We start from the raw sequence: 19,752 nt of genomic DNA, 5'->3' as shown, positions 1-19,752 counted from the left end.
CGGTCCTGTCGGGGCTGGGTCGCGAGACAGGCAAGAAGCCACCCGTCAGGCAGGAGCCGCCAGTCAGGCAGGTGCCGTCGCAGGCCGTGACGGACGCGTCGGCTGCTCGCAACATCCGACGGCACATCGATTGCCGTCGAGGGTGGATCCGTAGCCGGGAACGCTGCCGAGTCCTCGGCACGTCCCGCCGACGCGATACTCGTCCACCAGCTCCCTGATCATCTTCGGGAATCGAGCATCGGAACCGGGCGTACCCGCGCGAGCGAACGCCATCCCGAGTTCACGGGCCTTCTCCTCGGCTTCGGTGTCCAGATCCCACACCACTTCGAGGTGGTCGGACACGAAACCGATCGGGCACACGATCACCGCGTCGACGGACTTCTCGGACAGCGCTTCGAGATGATCGCAGATGTCGGGGTCGAGCCACGGAACCTGCGGTGGTCCGGAACGAGACTGCCACACCAGATCGTATTCGGTGCTGCCGGATGCGGCCGCCACCAGGCGCGACGCCTCCGCAACCTGCCGGCTGTACAGGTGGCCACCATCCGCGGGTGGGCCTGCATTGGCGTCGGCTGCCGACGGAATGGAATGCGCGGTGAACACCAGCCGCGCTCCTGCCCGATGCTCCTCCGGCAGAGACCTGCGCGCGGCATCGACGGCCTCGGCGAACGCCTCGACCATCAACGGGTGGTCGTAGTACTGACGGATCTTGAGCAAATGCGGGGCGTCGTCCCCCACCGATGCACGGGCCCTGGCGATGTCCTCGTGGTACTGCCTGCACCCGGAATACCCGCCCCACGCGGAAGTCGGGAAGACGAGCGCGGAGCGGACGCCGTCCGCCTTCATCGTCGCAACGGTGTCCTCGACCATCGGATGCCAATTGCGATTACCGAAGTAGATCGGCAATTCGATTCCGGCCGAATCGAACTCGGCCTGCAGCGCGGCGATGATGTCGCGATTGAGTTCGTTGATCGGTGACACGCCACCGAAGTGCATGTAGTGCTCGACGACGGCGTCGAGACGCTCGGGCGGCACACCACGTCCGCGAGTGACGTTCTCGAGAAACGGGCGAACGTCGGCGGGCTTTTCCGGTCCGCCGAACGAGAGCACCAACAGTGCGTCGAAATCTCCAGGGGTGGTCATGAATCCATTGTGCCCCTGTCGCAGCAGGGCTGCGGCAGGGGCGCAATCGGTCGACGAAACCTACGGTGAGCGAGCCCACGTCGGACTCCACTCACCGACGTGTCACATGTTTTCGGGCAGGTACGTGTTGTGGCTCGCTCCGCCGTCGACGTACACGATCGACCCGGTGGTTCCGGGCAGCCAATCCGACAGCAACGCGACGATCGACTTGGCGACGACGGTCGGATCGTTGACGTCCCATCCGATGGGAGCGGCGCCGTCCCAGTACACGTTCAGCTGGTCCATCTTGGCCGCATCGCCGGTCGCGGTGCCCGCAATCGCCTTGGCGGCAAGAGTCCTGATCGGTCCTGCTGCAACGAGATTGGAGCGGATACGCTTGGCTGCGCCCACTTCCCGTGCCACGTAACGATTCACCGACTCGAGAGCAGCCTTGGCTACGCCCATCCAGTTGTAGTACGGCATCGACGTCCGCGGATCGAAGTCCATTCCGACGATCGAGCCACCCTCGTTCATGACCGGGAGCACGGCACGCGCGAGAGATGCGTAGCTCCACGCCGAGATCTCGAATGCCCTCGCCGCGTCGGGGCCGGGGCCGTCGAGGAACGGCTTGGCGTCCGGGCCCATCAGGGTGCGAGGTGCGAATGCGATGGAGTGCAGAACTCCGTCGATACCCTCCGGCGCTACTTCACGAATTCGGTCCGCCAGCGCGGCGAGGTGCTCTTCGTTGGTGGCGTCGAGCTCGATCGCCGGGGGCACCTCCTTGGGCAGCCGCTGCGCGATGCGGTCGATGAGCCGCAGCCGATCGAACCCGGTGATGATCACCTTGGCACCCTGCTCCTGCGCCATGGCCGCGGCGTGGAACGCGATCGACGCGTCGGTGATGATGCCGGTGATGAGAATGGTCTTGCCTTCGAGCAATCCGCCCATAATGCTGCGTCCTTAATTCGGAGGTGAATATCTATCGAAATCGTTGTGCGAGAGGGTTTCTCAGTGCCCCATGCCCATGCCGCCGTCGACGGGAATGACAGCACCGGACACGTACGACGAGTCCGGACCCGCAAGGAAACTCACGACTGCTGCAACGTCCTCGGGCTGACCGAGACGCTGAAGTGGAATGTATTCCTTCGCCTTGCCGCGCAAGTCGTCCGACAACTCTGCGGTCATGTCGGTTTCGATGAATCCCGGTGAGACGACGTTCGCCGTGATGGACCGCGAACCCAACTCCCTCGTGATCGACCGGGCCATGCCGATGACTCCGGCCTTGGACGCCGCGTAATTGATCTGCCCCGGCCCGCCGGCCATCGCGACAACGGAACTGAGGAAGATCATCCGACCCCAGCGCGCGCGCAGCATGGCCCGGTTGGCGCGTTTGGCGACTCGGAAGGCTCCGGTCAGGTTCGCATCGATGACCCGCTGGAACTGCTCCTCGGTCATACGCATCAGCAGGGTGTCGTCGGTGATGCCCGCGTTGGCGACGAGTACCTCGACGGGTCCGTGCTTCTCCTCGACCTCCTTGAAGGCCGCGTCGACCGAATCGGAGTCGGTGACGTCGCAGACGACCCCGAGCAATCCGTCGGGAGCCCCGGATCCGCGGTGGGTGACGGCCACCTTGTGTCCGTCGGCACTGAGCCGTTGGGCGATGGCCAGACCGATACCCCGGTTACCTCCGGTGACGAGTACCGATCGCGCGATGAAGTCAGGTGTGGACATGCCTAGCAACCTATCTGTTCGTCCTGGAATGACAAAGCGAAACTTACTGGTGAGTAATAACAGCGATCACGGCAATCGTTGCCGCATCACCAACGCCGAACCGAGCCCGGCCGAGATGCACAGGACACCGAGGATCAACCAGGGTCGCGATGCGTCCCCGCGGGTGATCTCGAAGCCGATTTGCTCCTCCAGGGTGTCGTAGACGTCTCGGAGGCCCTCGAGCGAGGAGGCCGTGAAGAAACTTCCCCCGGACAGAGTCGCGATCTCGCGCAACGACGGGTCGTCGACCGGAACGGGCACGCGCTCGACCCCGCCTCCACCTTCGTCTTCGATCTCGACCGACCCGTAGCTGGTGCCGAACGAGATCGTCGAGATCGGCACTCCCTTGTCCTTGGCTGCGCGCGCTGCGGTGTAGCCGCCTCGTGGATCGTCGAGGTTCTGGGGAACGGTTTGCTTACCGTCGGAGAGCAGCACGATGCGGGCCGGCGGTGCCGCGTCGCCACCCCCGAGGATCGCGCCGAGAGTGTCGATCGACTGCAGCGAGGTGAAGATTGCTTCACCGGTGGCCGTACGCTCGCTGAGCTGCAGTTTGTCGATTGCCGACTTGGTGGCGTCGCGGTTGGCCGTGGGTGAGACCAATACCGAGGCAGTGCCGGCGAATGCGACGAGACCGAGGTTGATGCCGGGTGTGAGGCCATCGGCGAACGACTTCGCTGCTTCTTGGGCCGCAGCCAGCCGAGTGGGTTCGACGTCCGTCGCTTCCATGGACAGCGACACATCGATGACGAGCATGACCGTCGCGCGGTTGCGTGGAACACGTTGATCGGCAGTGGGGCCGGCCAACGCGACGGTCAGGAACATCAGCCCGACCAGTACCAGTGCGGTCGGGAGATGACGCAGACGATTGGGCCGGTTCGGCGCGACCGACTCGAGCAACTCCATGTTGGAGAAACGCAGCACGTGCTTCTGCTTGCGGCGTTGAATCCAGACGTACCCCGCCGTCAGGGCGAGGACGACGACGAGAAACGCAAGCCACCACGGCGCAGAGAAATCGGTGAGGCTCATCGCGAACCTGCCCTCGCGGTATTGGTGAAACCGGAGCCGATGGTGTGCCTGCGAGCAGTGACGAAGCGGACGACATCGGCGATCCAGTCACCGTCGGTGCGCAGAGTCAAACGCGGTGCCCCGCATCGGCGCAACGCTTTCTCCACGTCGTCGCGGTGTGCTGCGGCTGCTCGCGCGAAGTCGGCGCGGAGCCTGGGCGTCGCGGCGAACTCCCGAGTGCGGCCGGACTCCGGGTCGTGCAGAACCACGTCTCCCACATCCGGAAGTTCGAGGTCTCGCGGATCGAGTACCTCGACGGCCAGTACGTCGTGTCTGGCAGAGATCGCCCGCAGTGATCGCTCCCAGTCGATCGGGCCGAGGAAGTCGCTGATCACCACGGCGAGACCGCGACGGCGTTCGGGACGCCGCAGCGCCTCGACGGCGTCGCGAAGATCTCCTCGGACGCCGTCCGCGGCGGACGGTGTCGTAGCGATCTTCCGCAGCATCGACTGGCTGTGCACCCGCCCACCGCGCGCTGGGATTCGCGTCGTCGTCGCGCCGGTGGCCACGACAGCTCCGATGCGATTACCACCGCCGCCGGTCAGGTGGGTGATGGCGGCCGAGGCCGCGACCGCGAGATCGCGCTTCTCGCACCCCGCGGTTCCGAAGTCGAGGCTGGCCGACAGATCGACGACAAGCCACGTTTCCAGTTCGCGATCGGCCACAGACTGCCGCACGTGTGGGTGTGTCGTCCGGGCAGTGACCGACCAGTCCATCTGCCGAACGTCGTCACCGGGCTGATACTCGCGCGCGTCCCCCGGTTCGGATCCCGGGCCGGGTATCAGGCCGAGGTGGTCGCCGTGCAGAACGCCGTCGAGACGCCTACGTACCGTTATCTCGAGCGTGCGCAGCGCAGCGGCCAGCTTCGGATCACGCAGTTCGCCGGACCGAAACGACGGGGGCCGTGAGACCGCACCTCGGCCGGCTCTGTCGGCTGCGCTCACTGACCCGGCGAACCGGTCGACGATGCATCACCCGACGGCTTGTGCAGCGACGGAGCGGGTTCGCCGGCCGGACCGCCCGGTGGGCGCTGCTCGGGTCCGGGCTGGGGTGCCGAGCCGGGCCCTTGCCCGGGGAACTGCGGCTGACCCGGGTACTGCCCCTGGGTCGGGCTCTGTCCCTGCCCCGGATTCTGTCCCTGCCCCGGGTACTGCCCCTGGGCCGGATACGGTCCCTGAGCCGGATACTGCGGCCCCGCTCCCGGGAACTGTGGTGTGCCCTGTTGACCACCGAAGGGCTGACCGGGTGCGGTGCCGTTGTCCTGCGACATCGGAACCGCCTGCGGCGACACCTGCGGTAGTCCGACGGTCTGCAGAATGCGGGAGATCACGGTCTCGGGCGTCACTTCGTCGGCGAGGGCATCGTAGGAGAGCACCAGCCGATGCCGGAGCACGTCGGGAATCACCTCGAGCACGTCCTGAGGAACGACGTAGTCGCGGCCTCGCAGCAGGGCGAGGGCGCGGGACGCAGCGATGATGCCGAGGGTGGCACGCGGGGAGGCCCCGTATGCGATCCAGCTGCCGACATCGTCCAACCCGAACTGTTCGGGCGTGCGGGTGGCGGCGATGACCCGAACCACGTAGTCGACGAGCGCGTGGTGCACGAACACCGAACTGGCCAGGTTCTGCAGACGGACCAACTCGACAGGGTCGAGTATCTGCTTGGGCTCGGGGGCCTTGATCCCCATGCGGTAGACGATCTCGCGTTCTTCTTCCACCGTCGGATAGTCGACGACGATCTTGAACAGGAAGCGGTCGCGCTGGGCTTCCGGGAGCGGGTACACGCCTTCGTTCTCGATGGGGTTCTGCGTCGCCATCACCAGGAAAGGATCGGGCATGGGGAACGTCTTGCCCCCGATGGTCACGTGCCGTTCGGCCATGACTTCGAGCAGCGCCGACTGGACCTTCGCCGGTGCTCGGTTGATCTCGTCGGCAAGGACGAAGTTCGCGACGACCGGGCCGAGTTCGGTGTCGAACTCTTCGCGGCCCTGACGGTAGATGCGGGTTCCGACCAGGTCGGTGGGTACCAGGTCCGGGGTGAACTGGACGCGGGAGAACGAGCCACCGACAACGCGGGCGAACGTCTCCACTGCGAGGGTCTTCGCCACGCCGGGAACGCCTTCCAGCAGCACGTGCCCACGGGCCAACAAGCCGACCAGAATGCGCTCGACCAGACGATCCTGACCGACGATCACCCTTTTGACCTCGTACACGGCCTTCTCGAGAAGCCGAACGTCGTCGGCGAGATCGGGACTGTCCACCCGCTCCGGCTCCCCACCCTGCGGATTCGGACTCGAAGACCCGATCTGTGTCGGCTCCTCGTCGTTCGAAATCCGGCCGTCACGTGATGTCACCAAGAATTCACCGCTTTCAGTCGATCATCGTCGGGCACGTTCCATACCGCCGAGATCAACTATTCCAGGTGATGCTCGCGCGCGCCGAAACCCACCCCTGACCCGCGCGCCGGAGTGGAGCCTGCGGAACGACACAGAAGTACCGAACAGCGACCTCGGGAGCGACAGCGAGCTCAGGACACCATGCGCACGGCGTACGGCGTCATACCGCTGTATCTGACGTCGGAGACCTTGACCACCGATCCGGATTGCGGAGCCTCGAGCATCTTCCCGTCGCCGAGGTAGAGCGCGACGTGCTGACTGGCGTTCGGTCCGTAGAAGATCATGTCGCCACGCTTCATCTGCGACGACGGAACCTGCTTGCCTGCCGTGTACTGGTAGCCGGTGTAGTGGGGCAGAGAGATACCCAGACCTGCGAATGCGTAGATCATGAGGCCGGAGCAGTCGAAGCCGACCTTGTTGTAGTCGCCGTAACTGTCTGCGACTCCGCCGTCTCGGATTCCCTTGGTCGGCCCGTTCTCGTCGCCGCCGCCCCAGGAATACGGAACACCGAGCTGGCTCATCCCGCGGTCGATCGCCAACTCCACGGCGGCACTGCCGGTGACCGACGGTGTGGTCGAGGGCTTGGGTTTGCTGGGAGCGGGCTTGCTGGGTGTGGGCTGGGTCGGAGTCGTGGTTCCGCTCGAACTGTCGGAGTCGGTGGACGAACTCGAGTCCTCGTCGACATCGACGTGCGAGCGTTGGCCCTCGGCGATCGCAGCGGCTCGCTGTTGTGCGGCCAGGTTGGCCGACACCCGGGCCGCCGCCTGAACCGCGGCCTCACGAGCGGCAGCTGCGGCTGCTGCTACTGCTGCGTCCTCTGCTGCCTTCTGCGCCTCCCAGTCGCTGTATGCGGCTCGTTGACCCTGGAGGCCGGCCACATTGCTTCGGGCTGCGTCGAGCTCGGTCTGAGCGGCGTCTCGCTGGGACTCGATGGCGGCTTTCTGATCGGCCTCGGCTTGCAACGCCGCCTGCGCTGCAGCGATGGCCTGCTCGGCCTCGGCTTTCTTCGATTCGGCTTCGGACGCTGCCGCGTCCGCCTGCTGCTTGGATTCGCGGGCGGCCGAGTCCCGGTTCGCCTGCTCGGTCCGGGCTCGCTGGAGGCTGTCGAGAACGGCATTCTGGCTGTTGGACAGCACCTTCAGAACCTGGGCGCGGTCGAGAACGTCGTCCGGTCCGCTCGAACCGAGGAACGACGCCATCGAGGCGACGCCCGAGCCCTGGGTGTAGCTCGATTTGGCGAATTCGTCGAACTTGCGCTGGGCTGCCTGAATCTGCGTGCCTGCATCGGCGAGCGCCTGCTGCGCTGCTCCCACGACTGCGGCGGCCACGTCTGCGGCGTCCCGGGCGTTCTGCAGGTCGACCAGAGCTTTGTTGACGCCTTCTCGCTTCACGGCGACCTCGTCGTCGAGCTGTGCGAGTTGTTGGTTGGCGGATGCGATCGCGTCGATCAGCTGTCCGACCTGCCCCAGGCGTGAGTCGACGGCGCTGCCGGCCGCGGCGATGTCGGTATCGGACGGGTTGGGCGGGGGCGGCGGTACCGCTGCGGCGACTCCGGGCATGGTCGCGGTCAGCGCGAGAACCAGACCGGCACCAGCCAGTACGAATCGGGTACGGACGAGCGCTCTGCGGCGCGTGCCGCGAACTGGACGTCGGCTCACAAATGTCTCCCTCGGGTCCGGCATTCACTCGGGTCCCGAGAGGACCGTCGTGCCGTCGAGGCGTTCCCCGTTCCCACCCCGATCGCAGGTGACGGTGAACATGTTCGCCGGGCGGGAAAGTGGCGCGCAGCGACACGACAGGTGCGAACCACGTCAGTCACACCCGAAGCAGTGGCCTCCCGAGTTCCCCACGGACGACACCTGCCTTCTGCGACACTCCTTCCCCAGCAGTGCCAATGGCACCGTACGACACTTCGCACACTAAAGAAACTCCAGTCACAAATGACACATTTGTAATTCCACCAGGCATAATGCCGTGAACTCGGTGTTTGCCCGAAACAATTTTTCGGACTTTTTCCGGACCGACGTCCGGTGGCGTAATCGCGCGTCGATGTCGGTCGGTCGAATGACGAATGTGCGCGCTACGTCAGCGCTCGACGGGCTGCGCTTCGTGCGGGTCGGCAGTGGCCGACCGCGCGCGGTATCGCCGGACCTTCACAGCGGCTGTCAACGCGGCCACCGCGGCGACGATCACCACCAACCCACCCGTCAGCAAGCCCCACGGAGTCTGGTCCTCGACGAGTGTGTCGACGAAGTTGTCGGCGGCGACGACGTGATTTCCGGTGTACGTGCGATCCTGACCGGCTTCGAGTGTCACTCGGCTGATCGAGTCGCTGAACGTTCCGACCTGCCCCGGGCTCAGCACCAACACCGTTCCGCCCTCGCGGGCACCGACCGCAGTGGCGAGGTCGCGTAGCTGCGAATCGTGACGCGGTTCGTCGGGGACGATCACGATGCTCAGATCGATTCCGTGGTCCTCGGCTCGGTTCACGGCGGCAGTCAGTCCGTCCTGCTCTGCCGCAGGAGCACTGACTCCTGACTCGCGGACCGTGGCGACGATGCTGTCGACGTCCAGACCTGCCGGGATATCGGTGGCAAGTGGGGAAACAACGTGGATCGGCTCAGTCATCTCTCGTCCAGTCGGTAGGAACCAGTCGCGTGGAACCCTACGTCACGGTGCCGTCGATTCTCGGGAGGCAGGTATGCCCGACGCGGCAACTGAGGCCGCCCTTCATTGCGTCGCACGAAGCACTACGTGAGGATTGTGACGTGGGTCGTTCTCTAGGTGTCCACCGCGAAACGGACCCGCACGTTTTCACAGGACAAGCGTACTGTTAGACTTCCATCGAGACACTGCCCGAGGGTCCGCAAGCAATCCGCACGCCGGATGCCATGCCGAGACACACGGTCAGCGCCTCGCTTCAACCGTCGACACAGCCCCGTCGGCGGTGTGCCTCATAGACGAGTGGAGCTGAAGTGACCGCAAGTAACAATTCATTCGGTGCAAAGGGCACCCTCGAAGTCGGAGAGAACTCGTACGAGATCTTTCGGCTGTCGGCCTTGCCCGGTGCCGAGAAACTGCCCTATGCACTGAAGGTCCTCGCGGAGAACCTCCTTCGCACCGAGGACGGTGCCAACATCACCGCCGACCATATTCGCTCGATCGCGTCGTGGGATCCCTCGGCCGACCCGAGTATCGAAATCCAGTTCACCCCTGCACGAGTCATCATGCAGGACTTCACCGGCGTTCCGTGTGTCGTGGACCTCGCCACCATGCGTGAGGCCGTGACCACCCTCGGCGGCGACCCCAACAAGGTCAACCCCCTCTCCCCCGCCGACATGGTCATCGACCACTCGGTCATCCTCGACGTGTTCGGCCGCGCCGATGCACTCGAGCGCAACGTCGACCTCGAGTACGAGCGCAACGGCGAGCGTTACCAGTTCCTGCGTTGGGGCCAGGGCGCCTTCGACGACTTCAAGGTCGTCCCGCCCGGCATGGGCATCGTGCACCAGGTCAACATCGAGTACCTCGCACCGACCGTCATGACCCGCAAGGGTCAGGCGTACCCCGACACCTGCGTCGGAACCGACTCGCACACGACGATGGTCAACGGCCTCGGCGTGCTCGGCTGGGGCGTCGGCGGAATCGAAGCCGAAGCTGCCATGCTCGGCCAGCCCGTGTCGATGCTGATCCCGCGTGTAGTCGGCTTCAAGCTCTCGGGCGAGATCCAGCCGGGAGTCACGGCCACCGACGTCGTTCTGACCGCCACCGAGATGCTGCGCAAGCACGGCGTCGTCGGAAAGTTCGTCGAGTTCTACGGCGAAGGTGTGGCCGAGGTTCCCCTCGCCAACCGCGCCACCCTCGGCAACATGAGCCCCGAATTCGGCTCCACCGCAGCCATTTTCCCGATCGACGAAGAGACGATCAACTACCTGCGCCTCACCGGCCGCAGCGACGAGCAGCTCGCTCTCGTCGAGGCGTACGCCAAGGAACAGGGCATGTGGCACGACCCGAAGAACGAAGCCGTGTACTCCGAGTACATCGAGCTCGACCTCAACACGGTCGTCCCGTCCATCGCAGGCCCGAAGCGCCCGCAGGACCGAATCCTGTTGTCCGAGTCCAAGGTTGCGTTCCGCAAGGACATCCACAACTACGTGGAGGAGAACCACCCGGCGCACGAGGGTGACAGCAAGCTGGACGAGGCCCTCAACGAGTCGTTCCCGGCCAGCGATCCCGCGTCGCTGAGCTTCGCAGAAGACGATGCAGTCGACGTGCGGTCCGCCGCATACGGCTCCGAAGGTCGCCCGAGCAAGCCGGTTCGTGTCATCACCGACGAAGCAGGCGAGTTCGTTCTCGACCATGGCGCCGTCGTGGTGGCAGGTATCACCTCCTGCACCAACACCTCCAACCCGTCGGTCATGCTGGGCGCAGCACTGCTCGCTCGGAACGCCGTCGAAAAGGGCCTGTCCACCAAGCCGTGGGTCAAGACCAACATGGCACCCGGTTCGCAGGTCGTGACCGACTACTACGAGAAGGCCGGCCTGTGGCCGTACCTCGAGAAGCTCGGCTACTTCCTGGGCGGCTACGGCTGCACCACGTGCATCGGTAACACGGGCCCGTTGCTCGAGCCGATCTCGAAGGCGATCAACGACAACGATCTTTCGGTGACCGCCGTGTTGTCGGGCAACCGCAACTTCGAGGGTCGCATCTCCCCCGACGTCAAGATGAACTACCTGGCCTCTCCGCCGCTGGTCATCGCTTACGGCCTCGCGGGCACGATGGACTTCGACTTCGAGACCGACGCGCTCGGTAACGACCACGAGGGCAACCCGGTGTACCTCAAGGACATCTGGCCGTCGTCGCAGGAGATCGAGGACACGATCAAGTCCTCGATCAGCCGGGACATGTTCAGCAAGTCCTACGAGACGATCTTCGCCGGTGACAGCCGCTGGCAGAACCTGTCGACCCCCGAGGGCGACACGTTCGAGTGGGATCCCAACTCGACGTACGTGCGTAAGCCTCCGTACTTCGACGGTATGACGATGGACCCGGCTCCGGTCGAGGACATCAAGGGTGCCCGCGTGCTGGCCCTGCTCGGCGATTCGGTCACCACCGACCACATCAGCCCGGCAGGACCCATCAAGGCCGGTACGCCTGCCGCTCAGTACCTCGATTCGCACGGCGTGGAGCGCAAGGATTACAACTCGCTCGGATCGCGTCGTGGCAACCACGAGGTCATGATTCGCGGAACGTTCGCGAACATCCGTCTGAAGAACCAGCTGCTCGACGACGTCTCGGGTGGCTACACCCGCGACTTCACCCAGGACGGTGGCCCGCAGTCGTTCATCTACGATGCGTCGCAGAACTACCAGAAGGCCGGCATCCCGCTGGTCGTGCTTGGCGGCAAGGAGTACGGCTCCGGAAGCTCCCGTGACTGGGCGGCCAAGGGCACCTCGCTCCTGGGCGTCAAGGCGGTCATCACCGAGTCGTTCGAGCGCATCCACCGCTCCAACCTCATCGGCATGGGCGTCGTTCCGCTGCAGTTCCCGGCAGGCGAGAGCGCCGCGTCGCTCAAGCTCGACGGCACCGAGACGTTCGACATCATCGGCGTCGAGAAGCTGAACGAGGGCACCACCCCGAAGACGATGGCGGTGACCGCGACCAAGGAAGACGGAACCAAGGTCGAGTTCGACGCCGTGGTCCGTATCGATACCCCCGGTGAAGCGGACTACTACCGCAACGGCGGAATCCTGCAGTACGTCCTGCGCAACATGATCAGAGGCTAGTCACACGGCACTGTAGACAAACGCCACGCACAGCGATGGGCCCGGAACTCGATACGTGTTTCGGGCCCATCGCCGTATCGGTACGGGCCCCTTCATCGGAAAGTAGGAGTTTCACACGTGCCCAAGGTCAGTGAAGACCACCTGGCGGCCCGCCGCAGCGAAATTCTCGACGGTGCGCGTAAATGCTTCGGAGAGTTCGGCTACGAGGGTGCCACCGTGCGACGCCTCGAGGAGGCGACAGGCCTCTCCCGCGGAGCCATCTTCCACCACTTCAAGGACAAGGACGGTCTCTTCCTCGCGTTGGCGCAGGAGGACGCCCGGCGTATGGCCGAAGTCGCGGCGACGCAGGGTCTGGTTCAGGTGATGCGAGACATGCTGGCCCAGCCCGAGCAGTTCGAGTGGCTGGGAACGCGGCTCGAGATCACCCGACGACTACGAACCGACGCCGACTTCCGAACCAGCTGGGCCGAGCGTTCGGCCGAACTGACCGATGCGACGCTCGGCCGACTCGAGCGCCAGAAGACGGCAGGGAAACTTCGGGACGACGTGCCGAACGATGTTCTGGCCGACTACCTGGACCTCGTTCTCGACGGTCTGGTCGCCAGAATCGCGTCGGGCAACGGCGGGTCGAACCTGTCGGCCATTCTGGATCTGGTGGAAGAATCGGTACGCAGGCGCGACCCGGGTCAGGCCAGCTGAATCAGTTCCAGGTAGTCCTGCGACCAGTGGTCCTCGGTGCCGTCGGGAAGGAGGATGACACGTTCTGGTGAGAGCGCCTCGGCGGCACCCGGATCGTGAGTCACCAGAACGACAGCACCCTTGTAACTGCGCAGTGCGTCGAGAACCTGCTCGCGTGAGATCGGATCGAGGTTGTTGGTCGGTTCGTCGAGCAGCAGAACGTTCGCAGCCGAAGACACCAGTCCGGCCAGCGCCAGACGCGTCTTCTCACCGCCGGACAGCGTTCCTGCGGGCTGTTCGAGCTGTGGTCCGGTGAACATGAAGGCACCGAGTAGCGATCTGAGCTCCTGCTCGCCGGTGTCGGGTGCCGCATGCCGGATGTTCTCCCACACCGACGCCATGTCGTCGAGGGTGTCGTGCTCCTGGGCGAAGTAACCCACGCGCATGCCGTGGCCGGGTTCGATCTCGCCGGTGTCTGCCTTCTCGGTTCCGGCCAGAATGCGCAGCAGTGTCGTCTTGCCAGCACCGTTGAGCCCGAGCACCACCACGCGGCTCCCCCGGTCGATCGCCAGATCGACGCCGGCGAAGATCTCGAGCGACCCGTACATCTTGGTCAGGTTCTTGGCCATCAACGGTGTCTTGCCGCAGGGAGCAGGCTCAGGGAAGCGAATGTGCGCAACCTTGTCGGATACGCGCTCCGCATCGAGGTTGGCCATCAGCTTGTCTGCGCGCTTCGCCATGTTCTGTGCCGCAACGGCTTTGGTTGCCTTGGCACCCATCTTGGCGGCCTGGACGCGCAGCGCACCCGCCCTCTTCTCCGCGTTCGCGCGTTCGCGACGGCGCCGTTGCTCGTCCGTGGCGCGTGCGTCGAGGTACTTCTTCCAGTTCATGTTGTAGATGTCGGCCTCACCGCGCACGGCATCGAGGAACCACACCCTGTTCACGACATCACCGAGCAGTTCGACATCGTGACTGATCACGATGAGTCCGCCCTCGTGGTTCTGCAGGAAACTGCGCAACCAGGTGATGGAATCGGCGTCGAGGTGGTTGGTGGGCTCGTCGAGCAGCAATGTGGTGTTCGAGCGTCCGCCACTGCCGTCGGACGCGGCGAACAGAATGCGAGCGAGTTCGACGCGTCGACGTTGACCACCGGACAGGGTTCGCAGCGGTTGACCGAGAATGCGGTCGGCCAAGCCGAGGCTGTTGCAGATGCGAGCCGCTTCGCTTTCGGCTTCGTAGCCGCCGAGGGACGCGAACCGCTCTTCCAGCTCGCCGTACTTACGGACGGCTTTGTCGAGCAATGTCTCGTCGGCAACCTCGGCCATCAGAGCCTGCTGCTTCTCCATACTGTGCAGGAGGGTGTCCAGCCCGCGGGCCGACAGCACCCGGTCCTTGGCCAGCACGTCCAGGTCGCCCTCTTTGGGATCCTGCGGGAGGTAGCCGAGATCTCCGGTGCGTACAACCTCGCCGGCATACGGTTCGCCCTCGCCCGCCAGGATGCGCAGCGTGGTGGTTTTTCCGGCACCGTTGCGGCCGACCAGCCCGATGCGGTCACCTGCCTGCACGCGGAGCGCGGGCCCCTCGGTGGACAGAAGGGTCCGCACACCGGCACGAACTTCGAGGTCGGTGGCGGTGATCACGCGTGAGCTCCTAGCGATTGCCGAACAAGATGAGTGCTCGTCGACCGACGAGCGAGCAATGAAAGCGCCGTAGGTCGGCACAGCTAACCCCCATTTTAGCTCAGCATTCACGTGCCTCCACCCAGGAACGCAGGTGACCCCGGTAACGTCTGAGCGATGACCGACGTCACCGAAACGGCCACTGCCCGCCCAGCCCTGCCCCTCGACCTCACCGGACGGACCGCACTGGTCACCGGGGGTAGTCGAGGCATCGGCCGCGCGATCGCCGCAGAACTGCTCGCGCGCGGTGCCAACGTGGCCATCACTGCGCGTAAGCGGGAACCGTTGCTGGCCGTCGCGGCGGAACTCGGCGACTCCGTACTCGCGCTGGACGGTAACGCGGGCGACCCGGAACACCGGCGCACCGCAGTGGACCGCACCGTCGAGACCTTCGGTTCGCTGGACATCCTGGTCAACAACACCGGTATCAACCCCGTCTACGGCTCGCTGATGGATGCCGACCTCGTCGGTGTCAGCAAGATCTTCGACACCAACGTCGTCGGCACACTCGGTTTCGTGCAGAACGCATTCCATGCGTGGATGGGAGAACACGGCGGTGCGGTCGTCAACATCGCCAGCGTCGCAGGCATCCGCTCCACCGGAGTCATTGCCGCGTACGGCGCATCCAAAGCTGCGTTGATTCGGCTCACCGAGGAGCTGGCATGGCAGCTCGGTCCGAAGATCCGCGTCAACGCGGTAGCGCCGGGCGTGGTGAAGACCAAGTTCGCCGAGGCGTTGTTCGCCGGCGGTGAAGAAGCAGCAGCGGCCGGCTACCCGATGAAGCGACTCGGTACCCCCGAGGACGTGGCATCGCTCGTCGCGTTCCTGGTCTCGGACGCGTCCTCGTGGATCACCGGCGAGACGGTGCGCGTCGACGGTGGCCTGCTCGCCACCGGCGGAATGTGAGCGACCTGTCGGCCGACGTCGCCGTGGTCGGGCTGGGACCGGCAGGTCGCGCGATCGCCCACCGCTGCGCGGCCGCGGGTATGGACGTTCTCGCGCTCGATCCGCACCCGTCCCGAACCTGGACGCCGACCTACTCGGCATGGGCGGACGAATTGCCGTCATGGCTCTCGGAGTCCGCAATCGCCTCGACTGCACGCAGGCCCGCAGTGTGGACCGATCGGCATCGCGTCATCGACCGGACGTACTGCGTGCTCGACACCCATGCCCTGCAAGCCTCGCTGTCCCTCGACCTCGTACGAGTGCACGCGGGCACCGCAGTCGACGTCACCGGCACCCGCGTCACCACCGTCGACGGGACGGTTGTCACGGCTCGCCACGTCGTCGATGCGCGAGGAACGCTCGACTCGCGTGATCTGGCGCAACAGACCGCATACGGAATCGTCGTCGAGCGGGAACGCGCCGAGCCCATTCTGGAAGGCTCCGACGCCTGGTTCATGGATTGGCGTACCGACAACGGCGTACGACCCGGTGAAGTTCCTAGTTTTCTCTATGCCGTCGCACTCGACGACCACCGCGTTCTGCTCGAAGAAACGTGCCTGGTCGGCAGGCCTGCCCTCCACCTCGATGTACTCCGGACTCGTCTGCATCATCGTCTCGCCCGACGCGATCTCGTGCCGACCGGGACCGAGGACGTCGAGCGGGTGCGCTTTTCGGTCGAACCTCCGCCGCGCTCGCGGCTGCACACCCCACGAAGCGGGCCCGTCCTGTTCGGGTCGCGGTCGAATCTGATGCATCCGGCGACGGGATACAGCGTCGCCGCGTCGTTGGCGTCTGCCGATCACCTGGTCGACGGACTTCGCACCGGCAAGCCGGGGAGCCGACGTGCACTCCACACCTGGACGGTGCAGAAGCTACGCAATCTCGGTCTGCGCACTGCGTTGAGCCTCGAGCCGGAGATGGTTCCGCAGTTCTTCGCCAGCTTCTTCTCGCTGCCGGTCGAACTGCAACGCTCCTACCTGTCCGGTCACGACGACGCCATGGGGACCATGACCGCAATGCTGAGAATGTTCCCTACGCTTCCGGTCTCGGCCAGGCTCGCCATCGCGCGCACCGTCGTCCACGCTCCGAGACGCGGCTGAGTTTCTCGGCAACGGTCGACACACAGGCGCCCGGTCGGCGATCATGAACACATGCGCAGCATTTGGAAAGGCTCGATCGCCTTCGGACTCGTCAACGTTCCGGTGAAGGTCTACTCGGCCACCGAGCAACACGACATCCGGTTTCATCAAGTGCACGCAAAGGACGGCGGACGAATCAAGTACGACCGCATCTGCCAGGAATGCGGAAAATCGGTCCAGTTCGCCGACATCGACAAGGCGTACGACTCGCCCGACGGCGAGCGCGTGATCCTCACCGACGACGACTTCGACAAACTCCCCGCTGCCGAGAAGCACGAGATCCCCGTTCTCGAATTCGTTCCGACCGAGCAGATCGATCCGATCCTCTACGACAAGAGTTACTTCCTGGAGCCCGACTCGTCGTCGCCCAAGGCGTACGTACTGCTGCGAGAGACGCTGGAAGAAACCGAACGCACCGCGCTCGTCCATTTCACGCTGCGACAGAAGACGCGGCTGGCCGCCTTGAGAGTCCGTGACAACGTGCTGGTCATCCAGACTCTGCTGTGGCCGGACGAGGTACGAGCCGCAGAATTCCCGTCGCTCGACGACGCCCCGTCGGCGCGCCCGCAAGAAGTGAAGATGGCGACGTCGCTCGTCGAGAGCATGTCCTCGGAATTCGATCCGACGGAGTACACCGACGATTACCAGATCGAACTGCGCAAACTGATCGACGAGACACTGGCGAACGGTGGCGAGAAGGTCATCCACACCGAGGCCGAGTCACAGGACGACGGCGAGGACGCGGAGGTCGTGGATCTGGTCGCCGCCCTCCAGCGCAGCGTCGAGGCCGCGGGAAAGAACGCGAAGTCGGGTTCCGATTCGTCGACAACATCATCGTCGAAATCTTCGTCGTCGAAGACACCGGCCAAGAAGACCGCTGCCAAGAAGACCACCGCGCGAAAGACGCCGGCAAAGAAGGCTCCGGCCAAGAAGGCCGCAGCGAAGAAGGCTGCCCCGTCGACCGACGAAGCGAAGGGTGCGTGACGGGGCAGCCGGAATGGACCGTCAGACGGTGAAGCCGAGGGCCCGAAGCTGCTCGCGTCCGTCGTCGGTGATCTTGTCCGGTCCCCACGGCGGCATCCAGACCCAGTTGATCTTGAGGTCGGCGGCGAGCCCACTGCGCACGAGCGCACCACGGGCCTGATCCTCGATGACGTCCGTCAACGGGCAGGCCGCCGACGTCAGTGTCATGTCGACGGTGACGATGTCCTCGGCGTCGATCTTGATGTCGTAGACCAAACCGAGATCGACGACGTTGATTCCCAGCTCGGGGTCGACGACGTCGCGCATCGCTTCTTCGAGGTCCTCGAGCACCTTGATCTCGTCGGCGGTGAGTTCCACCGGCGTCGTCGTCACAGCCGGTGTGGTCTCTGTTGCGTCGGTCATGATTGCTGTCCTCCGGAAAGTGCCGACTGGGCGGTCCCGCCCGTCGTAGCTGTCGTATCTGCGTCCACTACTTGAACAACCGCATCCTTGAAAGCCATCCAACCCAGCAAGGCGCATTTCACGCGAGCCGGATACTTGGCCACACCGGCGAACGCAATGCCGTCGCCGATGACGTCTTCGTCTCCCTCGACGGTACCTCTGCTGCCGACCATCTCGCTGAACGAATCCACGGTCTTCAGGGCGTCCTGAACTGACAAGCCGACCACCTGATCGGTCAGCACCGACGTGGCGGCTTGGCTGATCGAGCAACCCTGGCCGTCGTACGAGACGTCCGCAACGGTGCCGTTGTCGACGTGAACCCGCAGAGTGACCTCGTCGCCGCAGGTGGGATTGACGTGGTGCACCTCGGCACCGAACGGCTCGCGCAGTCCACGACCGTGCGGATGCTTGTAGTGATCGAGGATCACTTCCTGGTACATCTGTTCCATTCGCATCAGGCGTGTCCCTCCTCACCGTTGCGGTCGGTCCCGAAGAACGATTGCGCGCGACGAATCGCGTTCGCGAGCACCTGCACTTCCTCGACCGTGTTGTACAACGCGAAGGACGCCCGCGCGGTCGCTGCGACTCCGAAGCGCCGATGCAGTGGCCACGCGCAATGATGACCGACGCGAATGGCGACGCCTTCGTCGTCGAGAATCTGCCCCAGGTCGTGTGCGTGGATACCGTCGACGACGAACGACACTGCCGAACCTCGATCGACGTTCTCCGTCGGGCCGATGACTCGAACGCCGTCGATCTTTGCGAACTCGGCGAGAGTGGCTGCGACCAAAGTCTTTTCGTGAGCTGCCACGGCGTCGATACCGATGTTGTCGAGGTACAGCACGGCGGCACCGAGCCCGATGACCTGCGACGTCATGGGCACACCGGCCTCGAAGCGTTGCGGCGGAGGAGCGAACGTCGTCTTCTCCATCGTGACCGTCTCGATCATCGATCCGCCGGTGATGAACGGCGGCATCGCATCGAGCAGCGCGGCCTTGCCGTACAACACTCCGACACCCGAGGGTCCCAGCATCTTGTGGCCGGAGAACGCTGCGTAGTCGACGTCGAGGTCGTGGAAATCGACCTTCATGTGGGGCACGGATTGGCACGCGTCGAGAACGACGAGCGCTCCGACAGCTCGGGCGCGACGCACCAACTCCTCGACGGGAGCGACGGCACCGGTCACGTTCGACTGGTGGGTGAACGCGACGACCTTCACCGCGGACGACAATTCCAGCGAGTCGAGGTCGATTCGACCGTCGTCGGTCACCCCGTACCACCGCAGAGTTGCGCCGGTACGGGCCGCAAGCTCTTGCCACGGAACGAGATTGGCGTGGTGTTCGAGTTCGGTGACGACGATCTCGTCACCGGGTCCGAGATGACGATCGAAGCGCTGATCGGCCAATACGTACGTCACGAGGTTGAGCGACTCGGTTGCGTTCTTGGTGAAGACGATCTCGTCGACGTCTGCACCGACGAACGCGGCGATGTCCGCCCTGGCTCCCTCGTACGCGTCGGTGGCTTCCTCGGCCAGCTGGTGCGCCCCGCGGTGCACAGCCGCGTTACAGGTGGTGAGGAACTCGCGTTCGGCGTCGAGTACCTGCACCGGCCGCTGCGAGGTTGCGCCGGAATCCAGATACACCAACGGCTTTCCGTCGCGGACGGTGCGCGAGAGGATAGGAAAATCGCGGCGAACGGTAGCGACATCGAACGATGTCGCTACCGTCACAGCTGCCGGTGCAGCCATA

The 19,752-nt window shown here is 64.8% G+C and carries 17 protein-coding genes; 5 read left to right on the top strand and 12 right to left on the bottom strand.

Annotated features, from left to right (window positions below; translation table 11 throughout):
* Positions 1 to 63: 63 nt before the first annotated feature.
* The 8 genes from CH266_RS13185 to CH266_RS13150 all read right to left on the bottom strand — a co-directional run bounded on the left by CH266_RS13185 (position 64) and on the right by CH266_RS13150 (position 8,980).
* Positions 64 to 1,143 carry a ferrochelatase gene (locus CH266_RS13185; protein ID WP_032365774.1) on the bottom strand — a complete coding sequence of 360 codons (1,080 nt, stop codon included), beginning with the start codon at positions 1,141 to 1,143 and terminating at the stop codon, positions 64 to 66.
* A 102-nt stretch (positions 1,144 to 1,245) separates the two neighbouring features.
* A complete protein-coding gene (gene inhA / locus CH266_RS13180; RefSeq protein ID WP_027497037.1) occupies positions 1,246 to 2,070 on the bottom strand; it encodes an NADH-dependent enoyl-ACP reductase InhA in 825 nt (274 codons plus the stop codon).
* A gap of 60 nt (positions 2,071 to 2,130) precedes the next feature.
* Positions 2,131 to 2,853, bottom strand: a complete 723-nt coding sequence (gene fabG1 / locus CH266_RS13175) for a 3-oxoacyl-ACP reductase FabG1 (RefSeq protein WP_032365773.1) — start codon at positions 2,851 to 2,853, stop codon at positions 2,131 to 2,133.
* A 66-nt stretch (positions 2,854 to 2,919) separates the two neighbouring features.
* Positions 2,920 to 3,918, bottom strand: a complete 999-nt coding sequence (locus CH266_RS13170; RefSeq protein ID WP_027497035.1) for a VWA domain-containing protein — start codon at positions 3,916 to 3,918, stop codon at positions 2,920 to 2,922.
* Entirely contained in the window at positions 3,915 to 4,901 is a 987-nt protein-coding gene (locus CH266_RS13165; protein WP_094715396.1) for a DUF58 domain-containing protein, read from the bottom strand. Before CH266_RS13165 ends, CH266_RS13170 begins: the two co-directional genes overlap by 4 nt.
* On the bottom strand, positions 4,898 to 6,262 hold the full coding sequence (locus CH266_RS13160; protein WP_441347057.1) for an AAA family ATPase: 1,365 nt from the start codon (positions 6,260 to 6,262) through the stop codon (positions 4,898 to 4,900). Before CH266_RS13160 ends, CH266_RS13165 begins: the two co-directional genes overlap by 4 nt.
* A gap of 221 nt (positions 6,263 to 6,483) precedes the next feature.
* Positions 6,484 to 8,034 carry an NlpC/P60 family protein gene (locus CH266_RS13155; protein ID WP_441347052.1) on the bottom strand — a complete coding sequence of 517 codons (1,551 nt, stop codon included), beginning with the start codon at positions 8,032 to 8,034 and terminating at the stop codon, positions 6,484 to 6,486.
* Between the two features lie 403 nt (positions 8,035 to 8,437).
* Positions 8,438 to 8,980, bottom strand: a complete 543-nt coding sequence (locus tag CH266_RS13150) for an Rv1476 family membrane protein (protein ID WP_032382060.1) — start codon at positions 8,978 to 8,980, stop codon at positions 8,438 to 8,440.
* A gap of 347 nt (positions 8,981 to 9,327) precedes the next feature.
* Between CH266_RS13150 and CH266_RS13145 the strand changes: the two genes are divergently transcribed.
* Positions 9,328 to 12,138, top strand: coding sequence for an aconitate hydratase (locus CH266_RS13145; RefSeq protein ID WP_027497032.1), 2,811 nt, complete (start codon positions 9,328 to 9,330; stop codon positions 12,136 to 12,138).
* Between the two features lie 117 nt (positions 12,139 to 12,255).
* Complete coding sequence (locus tag CH266_RS13140; RefSeq protein ID WP_027497031.1) at positions 12,256 to 12,837, top strand: TetR/AcrR family transcriptional regulator; 582 nt, start codon at positions 12,256 to 12,258, stop codon at positions 12,835 to 12,837.
* Here CH266_RS13140 and CH266_RS13135 read toward each other — a convergent pair.
* Entirely contained in the window at positions 12,825 to 14,456 is a 1,632-nt protein-coding gene (locus tag CH266_RS13135) for an ABC-F family ATP-binding cassette domain-containing protein (RefSeq protein ID WP_094715394.1), read from the bottom strand. The genes CH266_RS13140 and CH266_RS13135 overlap by 13 nt on opposite strands.
* 156 nt (positions 14,457 to 14,612) lie before the next feature.
* Between CH266_RS13135 and CH266_RS13130 the strand changes: the two genes are divergently transcribed.
* Genes CH266_RS13130 through ku form a run of 3 tightly spaced genes read left to right on the top strand, consistent with a single transcriptional unit; the run spans position 14,613 to position 17,563 of the window.
* Positions 14,613 to 15,401, top strand: a complete 789-nt coding sequence (locus CH266_RS13130) for an SDR family oxidoreductase (RefSeq protein ID WP_045841762.1) — start codon at positions 14,613 to 14,615, stop codon at positions 15,399 to 15,401.
* Positions 15,398 to 16,540: a lycopene cyclase family protein gene (locus tag CH266_RS13125; protein ID WP_032391434.1), complete on the top strand. Its 1,143-nt coding sequence runs from the start codon at positions 15,398 to 15,400 to the stop codon at positions 16,538 to 16,540. Before CH266_RS13130 ends, CH266_RS13125 begins: the two co-directional genes overlap by 4 nt.
* 51 nt (positions 16,541 to 16,591) lie before the next feature.
* Positions 16,592 to 17,563, top strand: a complete 972-nt coding sequence (gene ku / locus CH266_RS13120; protein WP_094715393.1) for a non-homologous end joining protein Ku — start codon at positions 16,592 to 16,594, stop codon at positions 17,561 to 17,563.
* A gap of 21 nt (positions 17,564 to 17,584) precedes the next feature.
* Here the strand turns inward: ku and CH266_RS13115 are convergent, their stop codons facing one another.
* Genes CH266_RS13115 through CH266_RS13105 form a run of 3 tightly spaced genes read right to left on the bottom strand, consistent with a single transcriptional unit; the run spans position 17,585 to position 19,751 of the window.
* Entirely contained in the window at positions 17,585 to 17,965 is a 381-nt protein-coding gene (locus CH266_RS13115) for a metal-sulfur cluster assembly factor (RefSeq protein WP_027497026.1), read from the bottom strand.
* Positions 17,962 to 18,459, bottom strand: a complete 498-nt coding sequence (sufU, locus tag CH266_RS13110) for a Fe-S cluster assembly sulfur transfer protein SufU (protein ID WP_032387339.1) — start codon at positions 18,457 to 18,459, stop codon at positions 17,962 to 17,964. Before sufU ends, CH266_RS13115 begins: the two co-directional genes overlap by 4 nt.
* Positions 18,459 to 19,751, bottom strand: a complete 1,293-nt coding sequence (locus tag CH266_RS13105; protein ID WP_032387338.1) for a cysteine desulfurase — start codon at positions 19,749 to 19,751, stop codon at positions 18,459 to 18,461. The genes sufU and CH266_RS13105 overlap by 1 nt, the downstream gene beginning before the upstream one ends.
* Position 19,752: the final 1 nt, after the last annotated feature.

The organism is Rhodococcus sp. 06-1474-1B (genome assembly GCF_002258885.1).
Classification (GTDB): Bacteria; Actinomycetota; Actinomycetes; order Mycobacteriales; family Mycobacteriaceae; genus Rhodococcoides; species Rhodococcoides fascians.
The sequence above is the reverse complement of the archived record's forward strand: the minus strand, read 5'-3'. Positions and strand labels throughout refer to the sequence as shown.

Coding starts and splice junctions, on each gene's coding strand:
- CH266_RS13170 (WP_027497035.1), bottom strand. CDS start 3,918: ATGAGCCTCACCGATTTCTCTGCGCCGTGGTGGCTTGCGTTTCTCGTC.
- CH266_RS13130 (WP_045841762.1), top strand. CDS start 14,613: ATGACCGACGTCACCGAAACGGCCACTGCCCGCCCAGCCCTGCCCCTC.
- CH266_RS13115 (WP_027497026.1), bottom strand. CDS start 17,965: ATGACCGACGCAACAGAGACCACACCGGCTGTGACGACGACGCCGGTG.
- fabG1 (WP_032365773.1), bottom strand. CDS start 2,853: ATGTCCACACCTGACTTCATCGCGCGATCGGTACTCGTCACCGGAGGT.
- inhA (WP_027497037.1), bottom strand. CDS start 2,070: ATGGGCGGATTGCTCGAAGGCAAGACCATTCTCATCACCGGCATCATC.
- CH266_RS13155 (WP_441347052.1), bottom strand. CDS start 8,034: ATGCCGGACCCGAGGGAGACATTTGTGAGCCGACGTCCAGTTCGCGGC.
- ku (WP_094715393.1), top strand. CDS start 16,592: ATGCGCAGCATTTGGAAAGGCTCGATCGCCTTCGGACTCGTCAACGTT.
- CH266_RS13105 (WP_032387338.1), bottom strand. CDS start 19,751: ATGGCTGCACCGGCAGCTGTGACGGTAGCGACATCGTTCGATGTCGCT.
- CH266_RS13150 (WP_032382060.1), bottom strand. CDS start 8,980: ATGACTGAGCCGATCCACGTTGTTTCCCCACTTGCCACCGATATCCCG.
- CH266_RS13185 (WP_032365774.1), bottom strand. CDS start 1,143: ATGACCACCCCTGGAGATTTCGACGCACTGTTGGTGCTCTCGTTCGGC.
- sufU (WP_032387339.1), bottom strand. CDS start 18,459: ATGCGAATGGAACAGATGTACCAGGAAGTGATCCTCGATCACTACAAG.